Source organism: Desulfotignum balticum DSM 7044 (genome assembly GCF_000421285.1).
Classification (GTDB): Bacteria; Desulfobacterota; Desulfobacteria; order Desulfobacterales; family Desulfobacteraceae; genus Desulfotignum; species Desulfotignum balticum.
Genome location: NZ_ATWO01000001.1, coordinates 3603793 through 3625876 on the forward strand (window position 1 = coordinate 3603793; position 22084 = coordinate 3625876).

At 46.3% G+C, this 22084-nt stretch carries 22 protein-coding genes and 3 pseudogenes; 18 read left to right on the forward strand and 7 right to left on the reverse strand.

The annotated features are described in order from the left end of the window. Window positions 1-852, reverse strand: coding sequence for a heterodisulfide reductase-related iron-sulfur binding cluster (locus K365_RS0118220; protein WP_024335742.1), 852 nt, complete (start codon window positions 850-852; stop codon window positions 1-3). Continuing rightward, window positions 849-1406, reverse strand: a complete 558-nt coding sequence (locus K365_RS0118225) for a 4Fe-4S dicluster domain-containing protein (protein ID WP_024335743.1) — start codon at window positions 1404-1406, stop codon at window positions 849-851. The genes K365_RS0118220 and K365_RS0118225 overlap by 4 nt, the downstream gene beginning before the upstream one ends. Before the next feature lie 358 nt (window positions 1407-1764). Between K365_RS0118225 and K365_RS0118230 the strand changes: the two genes are divergently transcribed. The 11 genes and pseudogenes from K365_RS0118230 to K365_RS0118275 all read left to right on the forward strand — a co-directional run bounded on the left by K365_RS0118230 (window position 1765) and on the right by K365_RS0118275 (window position 11742). Further along, complete coding sequence (locus tag K365_RS0118230) at window positions 1765-3297, forward strand: class I adenylate-forming enzyme family protein (RefSeq protein ID WP_024335744.1); 1533 nt, start codon at window positions 1765-1767, stop codon at window positions 3295-3297. Window positions 3298-3365: 68 nt separating this feature from the next. Then, a complete protein-coding gene (gene dctP / locus K365_RS0118235) occupies window positions 3366-4415 on the forward strand; it encodes a TRAP transporter substrate-binding protein DctP (protein WP_024335745.1) in 1050 nt (349 codons plus the stop codon). A 139-nt stretch (window positions 4416-4554) separates the two neighbouring features. After that, window positions 4555-5076: a TRAP transporter small permease subunit gene (locus K365_RS0118240; RefSeq protein ID WP_024335746.1), complete on the forward strand. Its 522-nt coding sequence runs from the start codon at window positions 4555-4557 to the stop codon at window positions 5074-5076. 38 nt (window positions 5077-5114) lie between these two features. Continuing rightward, the gene (locus K365_RS0118245) at window positions 5115-6386 is read left to right on the forward strand and encodes a TRAP transporter large permease (protein ID WP_169432963.1); all 1272 of its coding nucleotides are present in this window, start codon (window positions 5115-5117) and stop codon (window positions 6384-6386) included. Window positions 6387-6497: 111 nt separating this feature from the next. Continuing rightward, complete coding sequence (locus K365_RS29460) at window positions 6498-6650, forward strand: hypothetical protein (protein WP_353740177.1); 153 nt, start codon at window positions 6498-6500, stop codon at window positions 6648-6650. Window positions 6651-7050: 400 nt separating this feature from the next. Continuing rightward, window positions 7051-7395, forward strand: a complete 345-nt coding sequence (locus tag K365_RS29465; RefSeq protein ID WP_353740178.1) for an acyl-CoA dehydrogenase family protein — start codon at window positions 7051-7053, stop codon at window positions 7393-7395. After that, window positions 7313-8053, forward strand: a complete 741-nt coding sequence (locus K365_RS28510; protein ID WP_245569204.1) for an acyl-CoA dehydrogenase family protein — start codon at window positions 7313-7315, stop codon at window positions 8051-8053. The genes K365_RS29465 and K365_RS28510 overlap by 83 nt, the downstream gene beginning before the upstream one ends. 73 nt (window positions 8054-8126) lie before the next feature. Next, entirely contained in the window at window positions 8127-8903 is a 777-nt protein-coding gene (locus K365_RS0118265; protein ID WP_024335748.1) for an enoyl-CoA hydratase-related protein, read from the forward strand. Between the two features lie 15 nt (window positions 8904-8918). Then, window positions 8919-9332: pseudogene (locus K365_RS28820) on the forward strand (aminopeptidase P family N-terminal domain-containing protein); the annotation flags it as partial. Window positions 9333-9368: 36 nt separating this feature from the next. Then, on the forward strand, window positions 9369-10121 hold the full coding sequence (locus K365_RS28825) for a M24 family metallopeptidase (RefSeq protein ID WP_245569290.1): 753 nt from the start codon (window positions 9369-9371) through the stop codon (window positions 10119-10121). Window positions 10122-10158: 37 nt separating this feature from the next. Continuing rightward, window positions 10159-11742: a class I adenylate-forming enzyme family protein gene (locus K365_RS0118275; protein WP_024335750.1), complete on the forward strand. Its 1584-nt coding sequence runs from the start codon at window positions 10159-10161 to the stop codon at window positions 11740-11742. A gap of 697 nt (window positions 11743-12439) precedes the next feature. On the opposite strand, the gene K365_RS0118280 is transcribed toward K365_RS0118275, so the two are convergent. After that, window positions 12440-13348, reverse strand: a complete 909-nt coding sequence (locus tag K365_RS0118280; RefSeq protein ID WP_169432964.1) for a PAS domain S-box protein — start codon at window positions 13346-13348, stop codon at window positions 12440-12442. A gap of 301 nt (window positions 13349-13649) precedes the next feature. Between K365_RS0118280 and istA the strand changes: the two genes are divergently transcribed. The 5 genes and pseudogenes from istA to tnpC all read left to right on the forward strand — a co-directional run. After that, entirely contained in the window at window positions 13650-14906 is a 1257-nt protein-coding gene (gene istA / locus K365_RS0118285) for an IS21 family transposase (RefSeq protein ID WP_024333570.1), read from the forward strand. Then, complete coding sequence (istB, locus tag K365_RS0118290; protein ID WP_029724919.1) at window positions 14903-15646, forward strand: IS21-like element helper ATPase IstB; 744 nt, start codon at window positions 14903-14905, stop codon at window positions 15644-15646. Before istA ends, istB begins: the two co-directional genes overlap by 4 nt. 133 nt (window positions 15647-15779) lie before the next feature. Continuing rightward, on the forward strand, window positions 15780-15992 hold the full coding sequence (locus K365_RS0118295) for a hypothetical protein (RefSeq protein WP_024333569.1): 213 nt from the start codon (window positions 15780-15782) through the stop codon (window positions 15990-15992). 57 nt (window positions 15993-16049) lie between these two features. Next, window positions 16050-16391, forward strand: coding sequence for an isochorismatase family protein (locus K365_RS25945; RefSeq protein WP_084489883.1), 342 nt, complete (start codon window positions 16050-16052; stop codon window positions 16389-16391). A 73-nt stretch (window positions 16392-16464) separates the two neighbouring features. Then, window positions 16465-17151, forward strand: a pseudogene (gene tnpC / locus K365_RS0118305) (IS66 family transposase); the annotation flags it as partial. A 132-nt stretch (window positions 17152-17283) separates the two neighbouring features. Here the strand turns inward: tnpC and K365_RS0118310 are convergent. The 4 genes from K365_RS0118310 to K365_RS0118325 all read right to left on the reverse strand — a co-directional run bounded on the left by K365_RS0118310 (window position 17284) and on the right by K365_RS0118325 (window position 20900). Further along, entirely contained in the window at window positions 17284-18291 is a 1008-nt protein-coding gene (locus tag K365_RS0118310) for a site-specific integrase (RefSeq protein WP_024335753.1), read from the reverse strand. Window positions 18292-18572: 281 nt separating this feature from the next. After that, window positions 18573-19247, reverse strand: coding sequence for a tyrosine-type recombinase/integrase (locus tag K365_RS27485; protein ID WP_084489885.1), 675 nt, complete (start codon window positions 19245-19247; stop codon window positions 18573-18575). After that, the gene (locus K365_RS29470) at window positions 19244-19396 is read right to left on the reverse strand and encodes a tyrosine-type recombinase/integrase (protein ID WP_084489887.1); all 153 of its coding nucleotides are present in this window, start codon (window positions 19394-19396) and stop codon (window positions 19244-19246) included. Before K365_RS29470 ends, K365_RS27485 begins: the two co-directional genes overlap by 4 nt. Window positions 19397-19760: 364 nt before the next feature. Next, window positions 19761-20900 (reverse strand): tyrosine-type recombinase/integrase, encoded by a 1140-nt coding sequence (locus K365_RS0118325; RefSeq protein WP_024335756.1) that lies wholly within the window; start codon window positions 20898-20900, stop codon window positions 19761-19763. 172 nt (window positions 20901-21072) lie between these two features. On the opposite strand from K365_RS0118325, the pseudogene K365_RS27495 reads away from it, so the two are divergent. Both K365_RS27495 and K365_RS0118335 read left to right on the forward strand, forming a co-directional pair. Continuing rightward, window positions 21073-21288 (forward strand): annotated as a pseudogene (locus K365_RS27495) (transposase domain-containing protein); the annotation flags it as partial. 234 nt (window positions 21289-21522) lie between these two features. Next, window positions 21523-22074: a TVP38/TMEM64 family protein gene (locus K365_RS0118335; protein ID WP_024335758.1), complete on the forward strand. Its 552-nt coding sequence runs from the start codon at window positions 21523-21525 to the stop codon at window positions 22072-22074. Window positions 22075-22084 lie beyond the last annotated feature (10 nt).

A 22084-nucleotide genomic window follows, 5' to 3' on the forward strand; every position in this document is an offset into this window, starting at 1 on the left:
TCACACCTGCCACCGGGTTTTCAATACCGGGACCGGATCGATCAAATGGCGGTTCAGCCATTCTCTGGAGGCTTTTCCATCCCGGGCCAGAGACAGAATTTCAGAAAAATGAAACACGGGGATCCGGTTTTCAGGGGCGCACCGGATCTCCAGATTCAGATGACACATGGCGCAGGCCGTGACAATACATTCCGCGCCGGATTGAATGGCTCCTTTCATGATGCGGTTCACCAGCCTGGAAGATATGGCCGGCCGACTGACGGACAGAAACGTGCCGCAGCAGGTGCCTGAATATCCCCATTGCACGGGATCCCCGCCTAAAGCGGTCATGGTTTTTTCAATCAACCCGTAATGATTGGGCTGTTTGTTCATCCGGGGAGGCCGTGCCAGCATGCATCCGTAATAGGCGGCGATTTTCAGATGTTTCAGCCGGCCGCTCAGGTCTTTGAACCGCCCGGCACAGCTCATGTCCGCCAACAGTTCAAAAAAATGCAGCAGCTTGAGATCAGCATGAAAGGATTCCCCAAAACGCTGTTCCACCCGGCGTCGTTTTTCAGCATTGGTGCTCAGGGTCAACTTCGCCTCTCCCAGCCGGAGATGGCATCCCGGGCAGGCGATGAGCAGTGGCTTGTCATCCGGGGCCAGAAACAGGTTCCGGGAGGCCAGGGCCAGGGCCAGTCCGGCATCGATGCTGTGGGTGGACGATGATCCGCAGCAGTTCCAGTCCGGGATTTCCTTCAACCCGATATCAAACTGTTCCAGAAAATAGATTAACGAGGCATTATTTTCTTTGGCCGTGGTGGCCAGGGAGCAGCCCGGAAAATAATTCAGTTGTGTGTGAGAAAAGGTCATGACAACTCCTTTGCCAGCGTGAACAGATCCTGAACCTGTTGCCGGTCTTTTACTTTGGACGGCATGAGATCCAGTTTCCGTTTGGACAGCATTTTCAGGCCCAGGTCCATGTCCGAGAAAAAATCTTTTTCAGACAGTTTGTACCGCATCATGATTTCCAGTTTATGGGTCCGCCCGTACCGGGAGATGGAATCGATTACCTTTTGATGAAACGACAGCACCGCAGGCTCCGCAATTTTCACCTTTTCCTGAATGGCGATGCGGCGAAGCGCATCCATCACCGCGGCCATGTCCACGGCATTGGGGCATTCCATGGAACAGGTATTGCACCCCACGCACAGCCAGATGGTGGAACAAGACAGCACCCGGTGTTTCATTCCCAGCTGAACCATGCGGATGACCCGGTTGGGAAGCATGTCCATATCCTGTGCAAACGGGCAGCCGCCGCTGCAGCAAAGGCAGTGCCAGCAGCGGCTCAGGTTTGACCGGCTCATCTCTTCAACCATACCGGCGAAATGGTCGTTGGACTCCGGGGTCAGTATTATTGTATCCATTGTTCCGCCCTTTAGAATTTTCTGGTTGTCGGTCTTTTTTTGTGAACTTACCGGAAGTATATGACATAGACCATGACTATTTCCTTGATATATGTCAATCCGGATCATAAAAATCCGGCGCCCCTTTATCAAACACGCCCTTTATTGATTAATTTTTATAGTCAAAATATAGTCAATCATCCATGGTTGATTATTCGATACACGGCAGTTAAATTGTGACCTATGGTAAATTAAACTGTTTTATTAATACCCTTGGCATTGATAAAACAAGACATCCATATCCAGTGCTCCAATTATTATAGAAGCTCCGAAAACCTTTTGGATTGAAAAACGTAAACCGGAAGACAAGGGAGAATCCATGCAAACCATCAGGGAAATGATAGAAAACACGGTAACTGCTTATCCAGACAAACCTGCGATTATTTACAAAAACAAAAAGATCACCTATCAGGAACTTAACAACATAATTCACAGGTTGGTTTGCGGCTTCAGCCGACTGGGATTCCAAAAGGGCGACTGGGTCATGGAATTGATTCCCAACAGCCCGGAAATCATCTTTACTCATCTTGCCCTTATCAAGCTGGGTGCAGTGGCCGTTCCCCTCAATGTAATGTATAAATTTCACGAAATCGAATATATCGGTAATGTAACTAATGCCAAAGGAATTGTCGCTCAGGCTGATTTGTGGAAAACACTTGCCGATGAAGTGATGGCGGGGCTTCCCTCTTTACAGACGGTGGTTTCAATTGGAGAAGACATTTCCGGAGCGGTCAATTTCGCTCAACTCAGCATGGATACGACGTCAAAATTACCGACTATAAAACCAAAACTGGATGATATAGCAAGTGTGATTTTCACCTCGGGAACCACCGGACGACCCAAAGGCGCCACCCAAACCCACCGGTCTATCCTCAGTGCTGTGGACGGCTGTCTTATCCAGAACAAACACAGTCAAAAAGATATTTTTCTTTGCGGCCTGCCTATTTTTAACAATTTCGGCCTGAATATGGTGATGATGCCCTGTTTTGCCATTGGGGGAACACTTGTCATTATCGACCGGTTCGAGCAGCAGGCGGTTATGGACTCGATCCAGCAGAATAAGGCCACCTACTTTGCCGGAACACCAACCATGTTTGCCTATATGCTTGATGCATACAGTCCCGGCAAAAATGATCTTTCTTCCTTGCGTGTAACCAACAGCGGTGGCGCCCATTGTGCCCCGGAGCTTATTAAAAATATAGAAAATACATTTGGAGTTGTTCATCTTGATGGGTATGGTCAGACAGAAGCCTGCGGGTTTTCTACACTCAACCCCGTTGTCGGGGTTCGCAAACCCAATTCAGTGGGAGTGCCTTTATCCAATACCTGGATAAAAATTGTTGATTCCGCCGACAATGAACTGCCGGCCGGAGAAGTCGGAGAGGTTGTTGAAAAAGGTGACGTTTTTTCCATCCACGGATACTGGAATCAACCGGATGCCAACCGGGATGTTTATAAAAATGGATGGTACCACAGTGGCGATCTCGGATATCTGGATGACGACGGATATCTGTATGTTGTTGATCGAAAGCAGGACCTGATTATTACGGGCGGGTACAATATTTACCCGACAGAGGTGGAAGACGTTCTCTGCAGTCACCCGAAAGTTACCCTTGCCGCGGTTATTGGGATCCCGGACGAGGTCAAGGGCGAACTGGCAAAGGCTTTTATATTGCTCAAGGAAGGCGAGACTGCCACAGAGCAGGAAATTATTGAGTATGTCAGAACCAGGATGGCAAAATTCAAGGCACCAAGGATAGTTGAGTTTGTTGATCAACTACCCTTGGGGCCAACAGGAAAGTTACTCAAAAGAAAATTGAAAGAGGAAATTCTTAATGACTTGAAAGCCTAAAAGGATAGCTATCCCTATTTTAAATAGGGATAGTTTTTATTAATGCAATAAAGATAGGAGGCACAAACATGAGGTTGTACGCAAAAAAAGTCACACAACTTTGTCTGATCTGGTCTTTAGTAGCAGTAACCCTGATTATCCCATTCTCAGCTTCAAGCAGCCCTGCAAAGGAAATCAAAATCAAAATGTCCTGTGTGCTAGGTCCGGGCACAGCTATCTGGAAAGCATCACAGGCTTTTTCCAAACGCATTTCAGAAAGAACCGGTGATCAAATCAAAATCAAAGTGTACTCTCCTGGGTCCCTCGTCGGACCGACCGAGGTATTTGAGGCACTGGGCAAGGGCCTGATAGACATGGCATTTACCACTGGAGAATACTGGGCTGGGAAAAATAAGGCCTTTGCATTTGTGACCTATATGCCCGGCGGATTTGACAGCCCAGTGCAGCATGATTTCTGGCTCTACGAAAGAGGCGGGCTGGATTTGGTCAGACAGTTGTATGAACCTCACGGCATCCACCTATTATCCCTTCCTTATTATCCCGCAGAGTTTTTAACCTCACGGACACCCATCAAGTCCCTGGAGGATTTAAAAGGGAAGAAACTCGTATTTTCCGGCGCCATGCCGCACATGCTCTTCAACAAACTCGGCGCATCCACAGTTTCAATGCCGACCGGCGAAAGGGTAGCTGCACTGGAAAGAGGTGTTATCGACGGTGGCGATCTTGGTGCCCCGAACCTTACTGTAGGTATTGGCGCCCACCGGGTTGCTAAATATATGCTGAGGCCATCTTTGCATCAGCCGTCTTCCGCACTGGAGCTGTCAATCAATATGAAATTATGGCAGTCTTTACCGGATAATTTTAAAACCGTATTCACAGATGAAGCTTACGAATTGGCATGGAGAAACTATCGTTATAACGTAGACATGGATCTCAAGGCTCTGGATAAAATGAGAGCTGGCGGTCTTAAAGAATTTACCCTTCCTGAATCCGAGGTTAAAAAGGTTCGGGAGCTGGCCAAAACTTGCTGGCACGAGGCGGCGATGGAAAGTGAACTTGGCAAAAAGTTGCTTGAAAGCCAGTTGGCCGTCATGAAGGAATTCAACCTGATTGAATAATACAATACCTCATTTTTTACAGGATTGAGGTTAAGGGTGCAGTGTACCCAGAAGCCGGATTTCACAAAAAATCATGAGCATGCTGCACCCTTAACCGCTTGAAAGGGAAAATTAAAACTGGCTGAAAAGGAGTTGGTTTATGGGTAATACCAACAGAACCATCCGATCCATCATTAAGACAATTGACAATTTAAGCAGAATAACCGGGAAGGCAATCAGCTATATCCTTTTGATAACAATCTTGGTCACGATTATAGAGGTCGTTTCAAGATATATTTTCAACAACCCGACTACCTGGTCCTATGAAGTGGAGATGTTCACCTGTGGCATTTTATATGTCATCGTTGGTGCCTATGTTCAGCTTGAAAAAACACACGTGGGTGTCGACCTTGTTTCTCAATTGGCCGGGACAAAAACGCAAAGGATTCTCCGGCTGACTGTCAATTTTCCTTTAATCCTGATTTTTTCAGCCGGTCTGACATACATGGGGGCTGAATATGCCTGGACGTCAGTAAAAATGTGGGAACGGAGCTACACATCCTGGGCACCGTTTATCTGGCCGGTCAAACTGATGCTGCCTGTCGGAAGCTTTCTTCTTCTGTTGCAAGCCATTGCTGATTTTTTACGAGATCTTTTTCAAGTAGAAGGAGATACACAATGAGCCCTATATTACTCAATTTCTCCATGTTCGGCATACTCATGATTTTACTGATGACCGGCGCACCACTGTATGCCGTTATCGGGGCTGTCGGGATCGTATTCGGTATAATTCTTGAGGGTGTTGATATTTTCCCGCTTTTTGCCATGCGAATTTATGGACTCATGGTGGCCTATTCTCTTGTGGCCGTACCGCTGTTTATCTTTATGGCAAACCTGCTCCAGCGCAGCGGTATCATTGAAGAACTGTTTGATGCTGTATTTCAGTGGTCGGGAAAAATAAGGGGGTCCCTGGCCCTTGCCACGGTGCTGACCGGGGTGATTCTTGCAGCTATGATTGGCGTTGTGGGGGCATCGGTAATTACCTTAGGGCTTCTGGCCCTGCCCGCAATGCTTCAGAAAAATTACAACAGGCACCTAGCGGTCGGCACTGTCTGCGCTGCCGGATCGCTGGGCATACTTATCCCGCCCAGTATTATGCCGATATTCTATTCTGCCGCCACACAGGTTTCCGTTATCGATCTTTTTGCTGGCAGTATCCTTCCCGGCGTTCTCCTCTGCCTGGTCTTTTGTTTATATATTATTATCATGACTCTGATAAACCAGGAAAATGCTCCCTGCATAACTGAAGAGGAGCAAATCAAGGGTTTTTGGAAAAAAGCCGCCTTGGGCAAAAGCCTGATTCCGCCTATTATTATCATCGCCTGTGTACTGGGATCAATTCTGGCAGGGGTGGCGTCTCCCACCGAAGCCGCAGGGGTCGGGGCTTTTGCCGTAATCGTCCTGCTTGCCTTGAGGAAAAAACTCACATTTAATATCATCAGCGCCTCCCTGTATTCCACCATTTCCGCAACCGGAATGGCATTGTGGATTACCTTTGCTTCAACCTGTTTTGTAGGGGTTTATGCCATGGGGGACGGCCACGAGTTCGCCAACCAGCTGGTGAGCGCCCTGCCAGGCGGAAAGTGGGGGGCACTTATTTTTTGCCAGGTCCTTTACATCTTCCTGGGGATGTTCATCGACTGGATCGGCATCTGTTTGCTGATCGTTCCTATTTTCAGCCCGATCCTGGTTGGGCTGGGTTTTGATCCGATTTGGGTAGGCATTGTTTTCATGTTGAATATGCAAATGAGCTTTTTAACTCCGCCATTCGGATATGCGCTATTTTTTGTCAAAGGGGTCGCACCAAGCTCCATGGAGATGAAGGATATCATATTGGGGGCGCTGCCGTTTCTGCTGCTGCAGGCACTGGTGCTTGTTTTATGCTCTGTTTTCCCCGATATCGTCATGGTCCTCCCCAATTTGCTGGGATAAAATTTTAAGCACGATGTACCTGAGACTTTCAGCTGCTTTGTCAGATCTATACTTCAACTAACTGATAATAAAAAGGATTTGGATAAAATGAACTTGAACAAAGAACAGAAAATGATCATCACAGAAGTCCGAAAAATAGTTCGAGGAGAAATTGAGCCGTTTGCAGCCGAACTGGACCAAAATGGCGGATTTCCGGAATATACTGTAAAGTGTTACATTAATATCCCAAAAATCCGGTCAAAAATCCCAATTTGGAGTGCCTAAGTGAAAAAAAGCAAGGTATGGGAAAATGATAAGATTAATTGATGAATTTGAGCAGGTTGAAACCAAACAGCAGGAACCGCTGCATGCCTTTATCCTCCTCCCCCCTTTCGGGGGGGATAAGAGGGGGGGATTCTCAATATACATGGCCTAAAAAAAATGATGAAATTGTAAAGTGGGATTTGGTAAAAAAGCGTGAGAACATTTTTCCTCTACAAATCAGCATGTTACCATCTGTTTTTTAGCGCGCTTCTGCACCTCACAAATCCCACTAAAAAATGTATAAGGTCCATTCTCAAATTTTCTGAAAAAAGGCCTGATTTTGGCAAAAGATTGTGACATTTTGTTGGGATGCGAAAGTGACAATCTACAATATACCCACAAAGCCTTTGCTGAAAATGATTTGCTGAACCCTCTTCTTCCAGCGGAATACGGTGGTGTCAATCTGCCCTACCTGATGTTTTCATTAATTCTCAGTGAAGTGGGAAAAGTCTGTGCGTCTTCTGCCGTACTCCTGATTGCACAAGCCGATGGTATGCTGCCGATCCTTCACAGCGGCAGTACTGAGTTAAAAAAAAAAATACCTCCCGCGCCTGAAAGACGGGTCAATGCTTCTCACTGCCCTTGCTGCCACAGAACCAAATGCGGGATCAGATCTCCTCAGCATGGAAACCACGGCTGTTCGAAATGGAGACCGATATATCATAAACGGTCAGAAATGCTTTATCAGCAACGGGTCTTTAGCTGATTTTTTTGTGCTCTACGCATACACAGACCCCGATAAAAAAGCAAAAGGCATCAGCGCCTTTGTGGTTGAAAAAGATTTCCCGGGTCTGTCTTATGGAAAAAATGAAAACAAAATGGGGATGCGGGGTTCGGTCACGTCTGAACTTTTTTTCAAAGACCTTGAGGTGCCGGCCGAAAATCTTGTTGGACAAGAGGGAGAAGGATTTGGCAACCTTATGCAGACCCTGTCATGCAGCCGGCTTTTCTGTGCTGCCCAGGCAGTCGGTATTGCAGAAGGCGCCTTGGAATATGCGGTTAAACATGCAAAAAACCGTATCCAGTTTGGAAAACCCATTGCGGATTTGCCCTCCATTAAATTCATGATTGCAGATATGGCTGCCGCTGTTGAAAGCGCCAGGCTGATGACGACAAATGCGGCAAAATTATTTGACGAAGGCGAATTTAAAAAGGCTTCAGTTCAAACGGCCATGGCCAAGTTCATAGCATCTGATGCTGCAATGAAAGTCACATCTGATGCCGTTCAAGTGATGGGCGGGCACGGGTATATGAAAGATTACCCCGTCGAACGGATGATGCGCGATGCCAAATTAACCCAGATTTATACCGGGACGAACCAGATCATGCGACTGGTTACAGGCAGGTCCATATTGGGCATGTAAAAAAAGGGTGCTAAACAAGACTTGATAAGAACAATTGTGCAACAGAAAAACTCACTTTTAAGGGAGCCATGTGATGCCGTTTAAAAACATTATACTCAATACTGAAGAGAAAATTGCAACGATTCTCTTCAACCGCCCCAACGTGCTGAATGCTTTAAATTCCGAACTATTTGATGAACTTGACCTAGCATTGGACCGGATCTCTGCCGATAAAAACATTAAGGTACTTATACTCACAGATTCCGGAAAAAAAGCATTTGTCGCAGGCGCGGATATAATTGAGCTTTCAAAAATGGACCTTTGCCAGGCTAAATTTTTTGCAAGAAAAGGCCAGAAAATTTTTTCCAAGCTTGAATCCCTTCCCATACCTGTGATTGCAGCCGTGAACGGACTCGCTTTGGGGGGTGGATTTGAGGCTGCTATGGGGTGTGATTTTATTTATGCAGCATCCACCGCAGTTTTCGGACTGCCGGAAAGCAACCTTGGACTGATCCCCGGGTTCGGGGGAACGCAGAGGCTGGCAAGGCTTGTGGGACCAAACCTTTCAAAAGAGCTGATACTTACGGGCATAAGCATCCCTGCTGAAAAAGCCCTGGAGTACGGCATTGCAAACTTGATATGCGACCCTGAAAATCTGATGAAAACAGTGATGAAAACCGCCGTAATACTGGCAAAAAAAAGCAGGACTGCATCCCGGGCAGCAAAAGAAGCAATCCAGTCCGGAATGAACACAGACCTTGAAAGCGGGTTTCTGATTGAAAACGAAATTTTCGAATCAGTGGTAACCGGCGGCGACGCTAAAGAAGGTATCCAGGCATTTTTTGAAAAAAGAGAACCCACGTTTATATAACAGGCCATGCCAATGATGAAATCATACCCTTTTGATCCTACACCAGCAAGAGAGATCCATGCCCGAATTTCTGCTCTCAAACAGCACATAGATGCCCATAGCATGGACGCCATTTTTTTAACCCACAAACCTGATATTTATTATTTTTCAGGAACTGCTCAGGATTGTTATCTCTATGTTGAAAAAGATCATAATCCTGTCCTTTTTGTTAAACGGTATCTTCCCCGGGCTAAAGATGAGACCGCTCTTAAACATATCGAACCCATCACATCCTTAACAAAAATCCCCGGTTTGATTATCTCTTTGTTCAAAAAACTTCCGAAAACCTGCGGTCTTGCTTTTGACGTGGTCCCGGTAAAGGATTTCAAATTCTACCAAAGCCTGTTTAGCTCAACCTTTTTTGTGGACGGCACCCCTGTAATAGAAGCCTGCAGGCAGATAAAGTCTGCTTGGGAGATTGACCAGATGGAAAAAGCCGCCATAGTTTCAAAACAGACCTTTGCATTTATGGAATCATCCCTGGAACCGGGAATCTCTGAAATGGCATTCTGCGGAATGTTCGAAGCCTTTGCAAGGACCCTTGGGCATTCGGGAAAACTTATGGGCCGGCATTACCGATCTGCGGTTTACCCCTTTCATCTGTTGAGCGGAAAAAACGGAGGCCTTGCAGGAGGTCTGGACTCTCCCCTATGCGGAACAGGCGTCTCAAACGCATTTCCGTTCGGTGCAGGCACTAAGCTGATCAAAGAAAACGAACCCATCCTGATTGATTTTGGAACCATTGTGGATGGGTATCACATTGACGAAACCAGGATGTTTGTCCTGGGAAAGATGCCGGAGAAGGAACATTCCGCATCCCTTGCATCCATAGAAATACTTCATGCCCTTTTAGACAAAATGGCCCCTGGAATTGTCATTGAAGAAATATTCGAAACCGCTGTCAAAATTTCAAAAAATCAGCGTTTTGGGAAACAGTTTTTGGGACTGCCCGGCTTGAAATCCAAGTTTATCGGTCATGGGATCGGGCTTGAACTTGTTGAAAATCCCATTCTTGCAAAAAACAAAAAAGCTATTTTAAAACCCGGCATGATCCTTGCTCTTGAACCCAAATTTATTTTTGAGCATCAGTTTGCCGCAGGTATTGAAAGTGTTGTCCATATCACTGAAACCGGTAGTCGGTTTCTAAGTGCCACGGAAAATAAAATTTTTACCTGTTAAAATAGATACAACTTTTTTCGAGCACAGGGAGGAACGAATGTCTACCCCACAGGTCAGTCAATGGAATATCGCTGAATGTTTAAGATCATCAGCTAAAAGATTTCCGGACAAAGTTGCCCTGAAAAGTAAAAAAAGGAACCTGACCTATGCCCGGCTTGATAACCGAACCGATCAGCTGGCCCGTACGTTAATGGATATGGGCCTGAACAAAGGCGACAAATGTGCATTTATGACCCACAATTCCATTGAAACAGTAGAAATTTTCATGGGGCTTGCAAAAACCGGAATTGTAGGCGTACCAATTAATTTCAGGAATACTGAAAAAGAAATACAACACCTGGCAAGCCATTCTGAGGCAAAAGCATTTATCATTGAAGATACTTTTCTGGACCGGATCAGCTGGCTGTCTGAAACGGATATTCAAAAGCAACAGGTACTGCAGATAGGTGGACAAGATCATGAATACCCGCTATATGAAAAAGAACTATCCGCAAGGCCTGACACTCCTGTGGAAATTGATATACAGGAAGATGACGTCTGGTATATTGGCTATACCTCGGGGACTACGGACAAACCCAAGGGCGTGGAAACCCGACATCGTGCCCTGCTTCAAAACGCCACGCAGTGGATGGCGGATTACGGCCGCTACACAGAGGACGATCGGTTTCTGTTGACCATGCCCCTTTTCCATGCCAACGCCATCATGTGCAGTCTTTTAATGATCATTGCCGGAGGATACACCTATATCAATCATTCCAGAGGATTCAATCCTGAAGAAATCCTGTCACTGATTAACCGGGAAAAAATCACTATCACCTCGATGGTGCCGACCATGCTTACCCTGCTTATCGGGCTGTCTGAAGACGTGGCAAAAAAATATGACAGGAGTACGCTTCAAAATATCCTGGTGGCATCCGCTCCCCTTTGGACAAGCATTAAAGAAGGCACCCTGAATTTTTTTAAGGACGTTAATCTTTATGAGGCCTATGGTTCCACTGAACATCAGATCGTTACTGTCCTCAAACCCAAATACCAGTGGAGTAAAATCCGCAGTATTGGCAAGCCGGTTATCTACAAGGATGTCAAAATCCTGGACATGCGAGGAAACGAATGCCCACCGGGAGTCCCGGGAGAACTTTTTGTCCGGGGCTGGGGCATTCCCCTGGAAGAATACTATAAGGACCCAGAAGCTACCCGCAATGCCTACAGAGAGGGCTGGTCCACTGTTTCGGATATTGCGGTGATGGATGAAGAGGGGTTTTATTATCTGGTTGACCGAAAGCATGATATGATTATCAGCGGCGGAGAGAACGTCTCTCCATCAGAGCTGGAAAACCATATTGTCCTGCACCCGGCTGTTCACGAAGCTGCCGTTATCGGTCAGCCGGACTGCAAATGGGGGGAAGCGATCACTGCTGTTATTGTCCTCAAAAAAAATGCCCGGGCAACTGCAGATGAGATCCAACAATTTTGTCGCGGTAAAATGGCTGAATTCAAAGTTCCCAAGTACGTTGTCTTTGCAGAAGACCTCCCCAAAAATGCCACGGGAAAAATTCTCAGAAAAAAAATCCGGGAACCTTTTTGGAAACATCATAATGAGGGTGGAAATTCTGTGATATAGACAAACCTGTGTTCGACAGTCATAAAGGGTGTTGAAATCGATGGTGCAAATTATTCGACGTCCCCGGGCGACGGCCTTGCTTACCGCCGCCGTGGAAATGCCGAAACACCCGGCCAAGGACCGCATGGTTACTCCAATCTTGCGAACGGCAATGTAGCACACCAGGCTTCGTTCCTCTACCGTACGCTTGTAGCGCCCCGGCAGCCATACCTCCTTGACCGGCATGGCAAGAAGCATCGCGACCTTTTCAGCGACGGCATCCACGGTTATTCTCCGTGCATTCAAGGCGTGCCACCGTTCAAATTCATCTTCCCCAGCGGTAAGCATTCATTTAACAAAGTCGCTGTCGCCCAGAATGCCCTCATCGCCGGTAGCACGGAGACCCGCTTCATGAAGATTTCTCACGGGAGTCCATCTGCCATGGCTGCGAACAAGACCGCCACCGGTAAAATCCTACCAACGGCCCTGTTCGATCCCTTAGGTGATAAAGCCCCGGTATTTCATTCGCGCCTGTCCCTGCGCTTGCCAAAACGGGATAGAACCTCATCCACATGCTGCCAGGATTGCGTGGCCGTTCCCATGAAAACGGCATGCCCAGAGAAAGGATACCTGTCAAGACGATCCATATCGTGCACCAGGCCGGCTCGTAGCGGGTTCAAATGAATATAGCGCACCAGCTCAAGAAAAAAGCAAGTTCCTATCCCCATCCCTTTATATCTGCCGATTTTTTATGTCCAATATGCCGGGATAGGTTCAAAAGGTGAGTCCTCAAATTGCTTCTCTTTCCCAGGATGCCCAGTTTCTTTCGTATTGAAAACCGGTGAGATTCAACAGAATGAACTGAAATACAAAGGATTTCTGCAATTTCCTTGTTTGCTTTCCCCACAATAATATGCCCAGCCACCTCCAGTTCCCGGGAACTTAAGGCATATGCATTGGGCCCCATTTTTTCACCTATACCAGAGGTGATTTCATCCAGCCGATTAATGACCACATCCAGATGCGCATGCTGCAAAGGGTTCAGGTCGGTAGCTTTAAGATTTCTCAGATGAGGCTGTATCATTTTTTTTATATTATGCCAGACCTTTGCCTCTAATTGTTCTTTATCTTCATCCCGCTGATTCAACAAAACCTTCAGGGCAACATTCATTTCAGACAGTTTGTTAGACCGCCGATTCAGGACCTTATTGGTTTTATCAAGTTCTATTTCTGTTTTTTTCAATTCAAAAACATCAACCAAAACACTGAGAAGGCATTTTTCCCCCTTCACTGTGATTATCGTACTGGACCATAAATAATCACGCAGGACACCATCTCTCATCGTCAGTTTGACAGGCATTTTATCTATCGCCCCATTCTTTTTGATCAAGGCCAGGTAATGGTTTCGCTCATCTTCATCATGCCACAATCCGATTTCGACAGATGTCCGGCCAACAATGTCTTCTTTGGCATATCCCATGTCCCGGCAGCCGGCATCGTTGATATCAATGAATTTTCCATCCTCAAGGGTGATCAATACGATCCAGGTTGGGCTGGCCATGAAAAGCTTGTTCCACATTTTTTCTTTTTTCTGAAGTTGTTTTATCCCGTTGTTTATCCGGGTCATATCCCTTCCAAAGGCATTGATACCCAGAAGGCAGCCGTCCGAACCAAAAGAGAGGGAGACAGACCACATAAAATCAATGACTTTTCCTGCGGCACTGACAATTCGATTCTCAATTCGGGCCGACGGTGTCGATGGTCATGTTAAATTGAGCCAAAAATGGTCATTTGAAACTGAGCCACTAGGGAATTGAACAAGGGGGATCTTTTTTCAATCCCCCTTGTTCAACTTCCCGAGTAAATGCATATGTTGCTGCATTTACCCGGGACAATCGTGGAGAGTTTATGAAAAAAAGGAGACCATTTTGGACATACTGGATCTGCACAGGTTCGGCTTGACCCAGCGGGCCATAGCCCGGCGCCTGGGCATAAGCCGTAACACCGTCAAAAAATACCTTGAAGCCCCGGAAAGCTGCTTGAAAAATCCAAAGCCATATCATCGCACGAGCATTCTTGATCCTTATCACGGTACCATCACAGCTTGGCTTGATGAAGACGAATATTACACCGCCACCTGGATTTATGACCGCCTTGTCAACCAAGGCTATGCCGGCAGTTATGAAACAGTGAAGCGAAAGGTCGGTAAACTCAAGAAACAAAAACAGAAAATTGCCTACATGCGATTTGAGACAGAACCCGGTCACCAGGCCCAGGTGGATTTCGGAGAATTTCAGGTTGAACTTCCCGATGGCAGTGTCAGAAAGCTGTACCTGTTTTCAATGATTCTGGGATATTCCCGGAGAATCTATACAGAGTTGATCGAACGATGCGACATGCCAAGCTTTCTAGACTGCCATATACACGCCTTTGAGTACTTCGTCGGCGTCCCGGATCAGATACTCTATGATCGCATGAAAAATGTGTATATCGCCAAGCTGGCTGGAAAGGACAAATTTAACTCTACCCTGATAGGATTTGCCGTTCATTACGGATTCGTTCCCAAAGTAGCCCCTGCTTATGCTGCTTGGGTTAAAGGGAAGGTTGAACGTCCTTATACCTTCATCCGGGAAGGGTTCTGGCGAGGATACGGTTTTGTCAACTTAATCAGGGCCAACAAAGACCTCTGGTCTTGGATTTTAAAAAAGGATGAACGGATCCATGGCACCACCCATGAAAAAGTCAGCGCCCGGTTTAAGCGGGAGCAGCCACATTTAAATGCACTGCCTCCGCAGCCGTTTGATACCTCATATCGTATTTACCGGCAGGTGTATAAAGACTGCACTGTCCACTTTCATGGAAACCGCTATGTCGTCCCCCACACCCTGGTAGGAGAACAGGTCATCCTTCGCTCGAAAGATGGACAGCTACGCATTTTTCAAAATAGTTGGCTGGTAGTTACCTATGACATCCCATCAACAAAGGGAAATCTGGTCCAGAAGAAGAGATTCTACGAAGCCTTAAAAAAAGACATGGACATGAATCGGCGCAAATATCACCATGCCCAGAAAAGTAAGGGACGGGCAAAGCAGACGATCAGTCCCCAGAAACCCCAATATGACATGGATGTTGAGGTCCGTTCCATCTCTGCATATGAAGAAATACTGCAGGAGGTGTTTGCATGAGTAATACCCTTGTAATGGATCGCATTGAATCCAACCTCACCCGATTAAAGCTCCCCCGGATTTATGAAGTTTTAGGCGGCCTTGCCAAGACGGCCGAGGAACAGGGAAAAAGCTATCTGTCTTTTCTCGATGAACTGCTCGAAGAGGAAGTGGCGGCAAAAGAGCAGCGCCGCATCGAAACTGCACTAAAAATATCAGGACTACCGTATATCAAAAGCATAGATGAGTTTGACTTCGCCTTCCAACCCGGCCTGGATAAACAGAAAATCATGGGACTTTTTGACTTAAGTTTTATCCGTGAGAAAGGCAATGTAATTTTCCTTGGCCCTCCCGGTGTGGGAAAGACGCATCTTGCGGTATCCCTTGCGCTGAAAGCGTGTCAGTCCGGCATGAGTATCTATTTTACCAACATGGAGGATCTGATTATCAAGCTGCGAAAGGATCACGAAGCTGGAAAGCCGGGTAAGGGCCGTGGGTACTATAAATCCTCCCTGGTCGTTGTGGATGAAGTGGGTTACACACCTATCACACGGGAAGAGTGCAATTTGTTCTTTCGTTTTATTGCTAACCGGTACGAGAAGAGCAGCACCATTATCACGTCAAATAAGGCATTCGGAGACTGGACAGAACTGTTCCATGACCCGATCATCGTGACTGCCATCCTCGATCGACTGCTTCACCACAGCGCCGTCATTAATATTAAGGGTAACAGTTACAGACTGAAAGGCAAAAAAGCATGAATGCGGGCAGTAAGGAAGGGGCTAAAGTCACATCGAATATGGCCCTGTATTTTTGTAAAACGGGGCACAATTATCTAAAATGCCCTAATATCGGTAATCTTCAGCGATCGTCTTACCATTAGGAGGTGTGCATATGGTAGAAAACCGTGGAGGATACAGGGGAAAACCAAAGCCAAAACTACCACCACACTTGAAACGGGTTCATGTCAATGCCCGTATACAAAAGTGGATGCTTGATGAACTCAAAAAGAGAGGTGAAGTCGGAATAATGCTGGAATATATATTGATCGACGCCGGTTTTAAATATCATGATCCCATAACAAAAAAAGGCAAAGGAGATTTATAAAATGAATCGGTGTGGCTCATTTTTGATGACCATAAATGGCTCAATTTCTCGTGACCCTTGACACAGGATATTGTGCTGGAAAAAAAAGACACTTCTGTTTTCTCAAACAAGCAGGCTGATGATGTGCTTAAAGCTCACAAAATCAAGGAATTATATGTCTCAGGTATTTCTATCAACTTCTGTATCAAGGACCTTATCCTGGCAAGCAGAACAAAATTCGGCACTGTGGTATCCGGTGCACTGCAAAGGGGATACAAAGTCAATCTTGTGGTTGATGGCATTGCCGGTATTGATTATCAGCCGGGCGATCAATACCGGGTGCTGATGCAGTTAGGTGCGGCAGGCGCAAGGCCGGTGACCACAGCGCAGGCGATAGAGGAAATTTTAATGGACAAATAACATCGTAAGAGGTAATTAAACCCCATCTTCCGCAGCACCGCCCCCCGGAGTATGATGTCGCCAAAACTTAAAAATGGAGGCATCATGGAAACAGAATCAAGACAAGAAAAACTGGAGAAACTCCGCGCTTCAAAGCGATCTGATCAATATCGATGAGACCCCGGTGCGGGTGTTGAAAGAACCTTGCCGGATAAAAAATTACACGAGGGTGTTCAAAGGGAACTCCCGGGGGAGGCCGGTGCTTTTGTACCGTTACGATCCCTCCCGGTCCGGGGATGTGACCGCCTCATTTTTGAACGGGTATAAAGGAATCGTCCAGACGGACAGATATTCAGGCTATGGATTTCTTGACCAGAAAAAAGATATCCTTCATATAGGCTGCTGGGCCCATGCCCGCCGAAAATTTGTGGAGGTGGCCAAAGCTGTCAGCTGCAAAACCCAAACACCGGTCGGCAATGCCGCTACGGCTTTGAAATATATCGGCAAGCTGTACAAGATTGAAAAAACAGCCCGGACGGACCAGTTGTCACCCCGTGAGATATATGAGAAACGCCAGACGGAAGCCGTCCCGATTCTTGAAGAGTTTAAAAAATGGCTGGATGCCACCGTTGAAAAAGTGCCCCCCAAAAGCCTTCTGGGAAAAGCGGTGAATTATACCCTGAACGAATGGGATCGCCGGGTCCGTTATATCGAGGATGGCCGGGTGGGTCCGGACAACAATGCGGTTGAAAACGCCATCCGCCCCTTTGTGGTGGGACGGAATTATGCATAGTTGTAGATTATGCTGAGTTCGTTACCTGAACTCAAAGATTGAAAGTTCCTTTCCCGCTATATAAATTACTTTTTAAAGTCAGTAGTTGATGTCTGAAAAGTAACAATTATATCCGCATAATTATAATCCATTCAAAAATGATAGTACATCATTGGAGGGTTTATAGCGGCTGAATTTCATATCAGGAGGCTGTAATTTAGCCAGAGCTTCTTCTTTCATATTCAAATCTGCCTCAAAATACTGGTGCGTTGTTGCCACACTTTCATGGCCGAGCCACAAAGCAATTACACTGAGATCTACACCCGCCTGTAATAGATGCATTGCTGTGGTGTGCCTGATGACATGAGGCGATACTACTTTATCTTTTAAAGATGGATATTGTACGGATGCTTTGCTAACGGCTAAGCGCAGGCGTGATTCTACACCGGACCGACTCATCATGTTGCCAAAACGATTCGGGAAGATTGGTTGCTGAGGATCCAATCCAATTTTTGCACTCCATGTTTTAAGTAAATTTGTAGTACGTTTCCAAAGTGGAATTACACGCTTTTTTCTGCCTTTTCCATGCAGGCAAACCGCCTGCCAGCTATTTTTGTCGAAGTTTGCACGTCGGAGCTCAATAATTTCAGAGACACGGCCGCCAGAGTTATAAAGGGTAGCCAGTAGTACCTGATCGCGTTGCCCACTCCAGGAGAGGAGATCGGGGGCTTCCAGAATAGCCTGCATTTCCATTTGGGTAAGATATTTGACCAATGGGCGATCAAAACGCTTCAGAGGGATAGCCAATACTTGCTGTATTACAGCCAGTGCTTCTGGTTTCAGCAAAGCTGAATAATGCATAAAGCTGCGAATGGCTGCTAATCGAGCGTTTCTGCTACGGATGCAGTTATGCCGTTGCGATTCCAGGTCATCAAGAAATGCGAGGACCAAAGAAGCATTAATATCGACTAAATCCATTTTTGCAGCAGATTTTCCAAGCTGCTGCTCGGCAAAGCGAAGAAACAAACGAAACGTATCCCGGTAACTACAAACAGTCTGATGGCTAACATTTCGTTGTTGAATCAAACGCTGACAAAAAAACGCCTGGAGAAGGCGGACCAGATCAGATGTTATCAGAGCCCCTTTCATAATGCACCTCGCATTGAATTGAGATGAGACTGTTGTTCAAATCGTTCTACCGCGATTGCCATCAGTTCGGGGATGCCGGTAAGATACCAATAGGTATCACTCACCTTTGCATGGCCCAAATAAGTGGACAGCAGTGGGAGCATATGATCAATATCGGCTTTTTTTTTATACCAGGTAAGCAACCTTTTGCAGACAAAGGTATGTCGAAGATCATAAAGTCTGGGACGAAAACCATTGAGGCAAGTATCCCAGCCGAGCTTTGCCCGAATACAATGAAAAGCTTACAGAACCTGCCGATATTGGAATGGTTTACCATTATCAAGCAGAAAAAAAATGGGATTATCTACAACAGGCAATCGCTGATCTCGAAAAGTAGCATAATTGGATAATGCTTCACAAACCATTTGATGCACTGGCACATATCTGGATTTGCGGAATTGGGTCTCCCGTATTTTCAATACGCCTTGATGGAGGTCAACATCGTTACGGTTCAGTCGCAGTGCCTCAGAGATGCGTAAGCCAGTTGAAGCCAATAGCCCAAGTAGGCAATGCATCGTTGCAGGGCGTAATCCCTTTTGGGGCTGCAATCCATTTGCCATATCAAGTAACAAAATAATTTCCTGATCAGTATAAATATAGGGAGTAGGTCGCCGATGTGCAGGGCCGAGGAGATGAGGTGGAGGGATTTCCGTCTCGGGCTCAAACGTGACACAATATTTGGCAAGAGACCGGACAACTTCCAAACGACGTGCACGACCGATTTGATTACTTTTCAGGGTATTGTTAGCCCAATCCACTGCCAGGTCAATTGTGATATGCCCTTGATGATCCTGTTTATCAGCAAAACAGGCAAACCTTTGCAGCTGTGCCCCTTCGGTATGCAAATTATAACCGACGCTGCGGCGAGTATGCAAATATGACTCGACCCGCTTCTTCATGCTTGACCACTTGCTCATGACCGCCTCCCCGGCCACGGCATAGCCACATGTCTGAGTTCTGGTAAATTTATCTTAGTATAGATTTGAGTGGTATCTATGCTTCGGTGCTGTAAGACATCAGCAATTTGTTTAAGACTGACGTCATTCTGTAGCATTCGTGTTGCCATCGTATGTCTGTTATGGAGAGCTCCCCATAATCGCCATTATGTAGAGTCAGGAATTATGGTGAGTATGGCTCAAAAAGCCTACTGTTCCGGTTAATTTTTATCAAAACACTCCCCATTATAATTCTCGCCAAGTACCCAATAAGCGCTACTATTTCATCAAGTTCGGACCAAATTCCTACTTCAGTGCGTAATGGCGGTAGATTTACAAAGGCTTTCTGACTTATTTAATGTCCTTTTATATCAGGGGGCTTAGAGTTTTTTGGCGTGTCATGTAATTGATCCAAAAAAAACATCCTTTCAGTTTTAAGATAAGGATGAGCATGCTTTATTATGGAGAGCGTTTCAAGGATTTATTCCCATTTTATCATATTCTTACAGTCCTATTCCCCATTATATCTGACTCTACATAATGCCGAAGGATATGCGTCCCTGTCCAAGGCAAATCAGCACGTGAAAAATCTCGACGAATAGCTCCACGTACTGTAGTTTTTGCCACCCCTCGGCCCATAGGTGCTCTGTGGAAAACAAACAACGATCGACTGGTTGTCGCCGGTCGAGCATTCCGCAAATAATTTACAATTGCATTGCCTGTTATTTCTGGCAGAGGTATTTGCGCCTTACGGTGGTTTTTAGTATGAGGCAACTCAACAAATCCAGTATACCAGTTAATATCATCAAGCTTCATGGCTGCGACTTCATGACAACGCAGCCCTAAATCGACCAGGCAATGTGCCATTGCGTAGTCACGCTTACCGATTGAGGTGGAAATGTCAAACGCGTCCAAAAATCTCTCTAACTCCGTAGTGCTCAGGCATGGTGGCAGTGTGGTCAGTAGCCAGTTGGGAGGTCTTGGTACCGCAGCTGCCATGGAAACACTGGACTCACCCTCAAATTGGAGGAAACGTAAATAACTGCGTAACGAGCTCAACAGTACGCCAACACTTGATGACTTCAGGTTGATAGCTTCTTCGGCAACGTGCTTTATCAGAGATTCGGGGGTTATATATGCTGAATCTATCACGCCAGCCCCAAACAACTTCAAAAGGAAAGTGCGAACAAAACGTTGTCGATAAACCCTTGTCGATTTGGCGAATCCGCATACATCCCGCAAAAAATTATCAAAATGGCGTAACCTGCACTCAATAGCAGAAGAGCAGTTGAAGTCGATCTCCTGCAGGCGTTTTTGTCCCTGCATCAATAATAATTGATTAAGTGCTGCCCTAACGGTTTTTAAGTGTTTAAATGCAGGTGGAGAACAGTGGCATACAGGCAGATGTTCCTGGAGAAAAAAGGTAACGTTTACTCTGTCAATCGTTTGGGCTTGCGGTGATTTCTTGTTTTGCCAACAAATAAAGTGCATTAAAGCAGCTTGATACGCATACCGCGTTCCATCGCTATGCCCGCGTTTTTTTAAATGATCAGAAAAATTACTGATGATGACGTCGTTGCTTGGCCTATCACCGGTAAGGCTACTTTGAATATTTTGGGGATAATATTCTGACATGAGTACTCTCCTTCTGAAAAATTAAAAGGTGTACTCAAATTTTATGCGGAGTTTAAAAAAAGGGAAAGTCCTCTGATGTTCAACAAATTATAGGTATGCTTTCGTGTATAGTAACGAACTCAGCATAATCCACAACTATGCATAATTCCGTTTATGCATAGCTCTGCATAAACGGAAGAACTGGCTGTTCTCCTGCACGCCCGATGGTGTCCGGGCCAGCGCGGCTATTTACAGCCTGATCGAAACCGCCAAGGCCAATAAACTGGAACCCTACTGGCACCTCAAACACCTGTTCGAGAATCTCCCGGAAGCCATGTCCGAGGAAGATTTTCAATCGCTGCTCCCGCAACAGATTGATAAAGATCAAATCGCTGTTCCAACATCGTGAATAGTACAGGAAATCTGGCTCTATGAGAAGGTGGGGTTTATTGACTGCTTACACCCCTTTTAGGATTATGGCATGGTTTTCATCTGACTGGGTCCCTGTGCCGAAGACCCTCTGCCCCGTGATCTGAAGAAAAATTTGACCTGGACACGGTTTTTAAATTAAGATACGGGCAAACAATAAAGGGATGTTTGATGCTGGCATATAAAATATTTGTTTTGCGGCGATAACGGGAATATGGATCTGTTCTGGGCACATATTTCCGGACCCCAGGCCCATCCGGCAATGGTGGTGCTGCCCTATGCCATTCTGCCGGCAGTGGGGTTTCCCGTCGTCCCGTTTCTGGTTCTCCTGGGATTAAGATTCGGATCTGTGGGGGGCATTGCGATCATGCTGGCGGTGATGCCGTTTCACCTTACCTTTTCATTCTGGTTCACCCGGGCCGTTGCCGGCCGGTGGATACAGACCCTGGCAGAGAAATTCAACATATCCATCCCCCAACTGCCGGAAAACCGGCGCCTGGGATTCGGATTTTTATTCATGGCCATTCCAGGGCTCAGCTATGCCTTGAAAAATCTTCTGCTGCCGTTGTCAGGCATCCGGTTTTTTCCTTACATGGGGTGCGCGTGGCTGATTCAGGGGATCATGGGCATTCCTTTTGTGATCATGGGAAGGGCTGTGGTGCAATGGGACATGAGCCTGCTGGCCGTGGCCGGGGGCGTGCTTGTGACAATTTTTGTGTTCCGGCGCAAAATTCTTGGCATATACCGCCACATCATGAAATCGTAACATGTTCCTG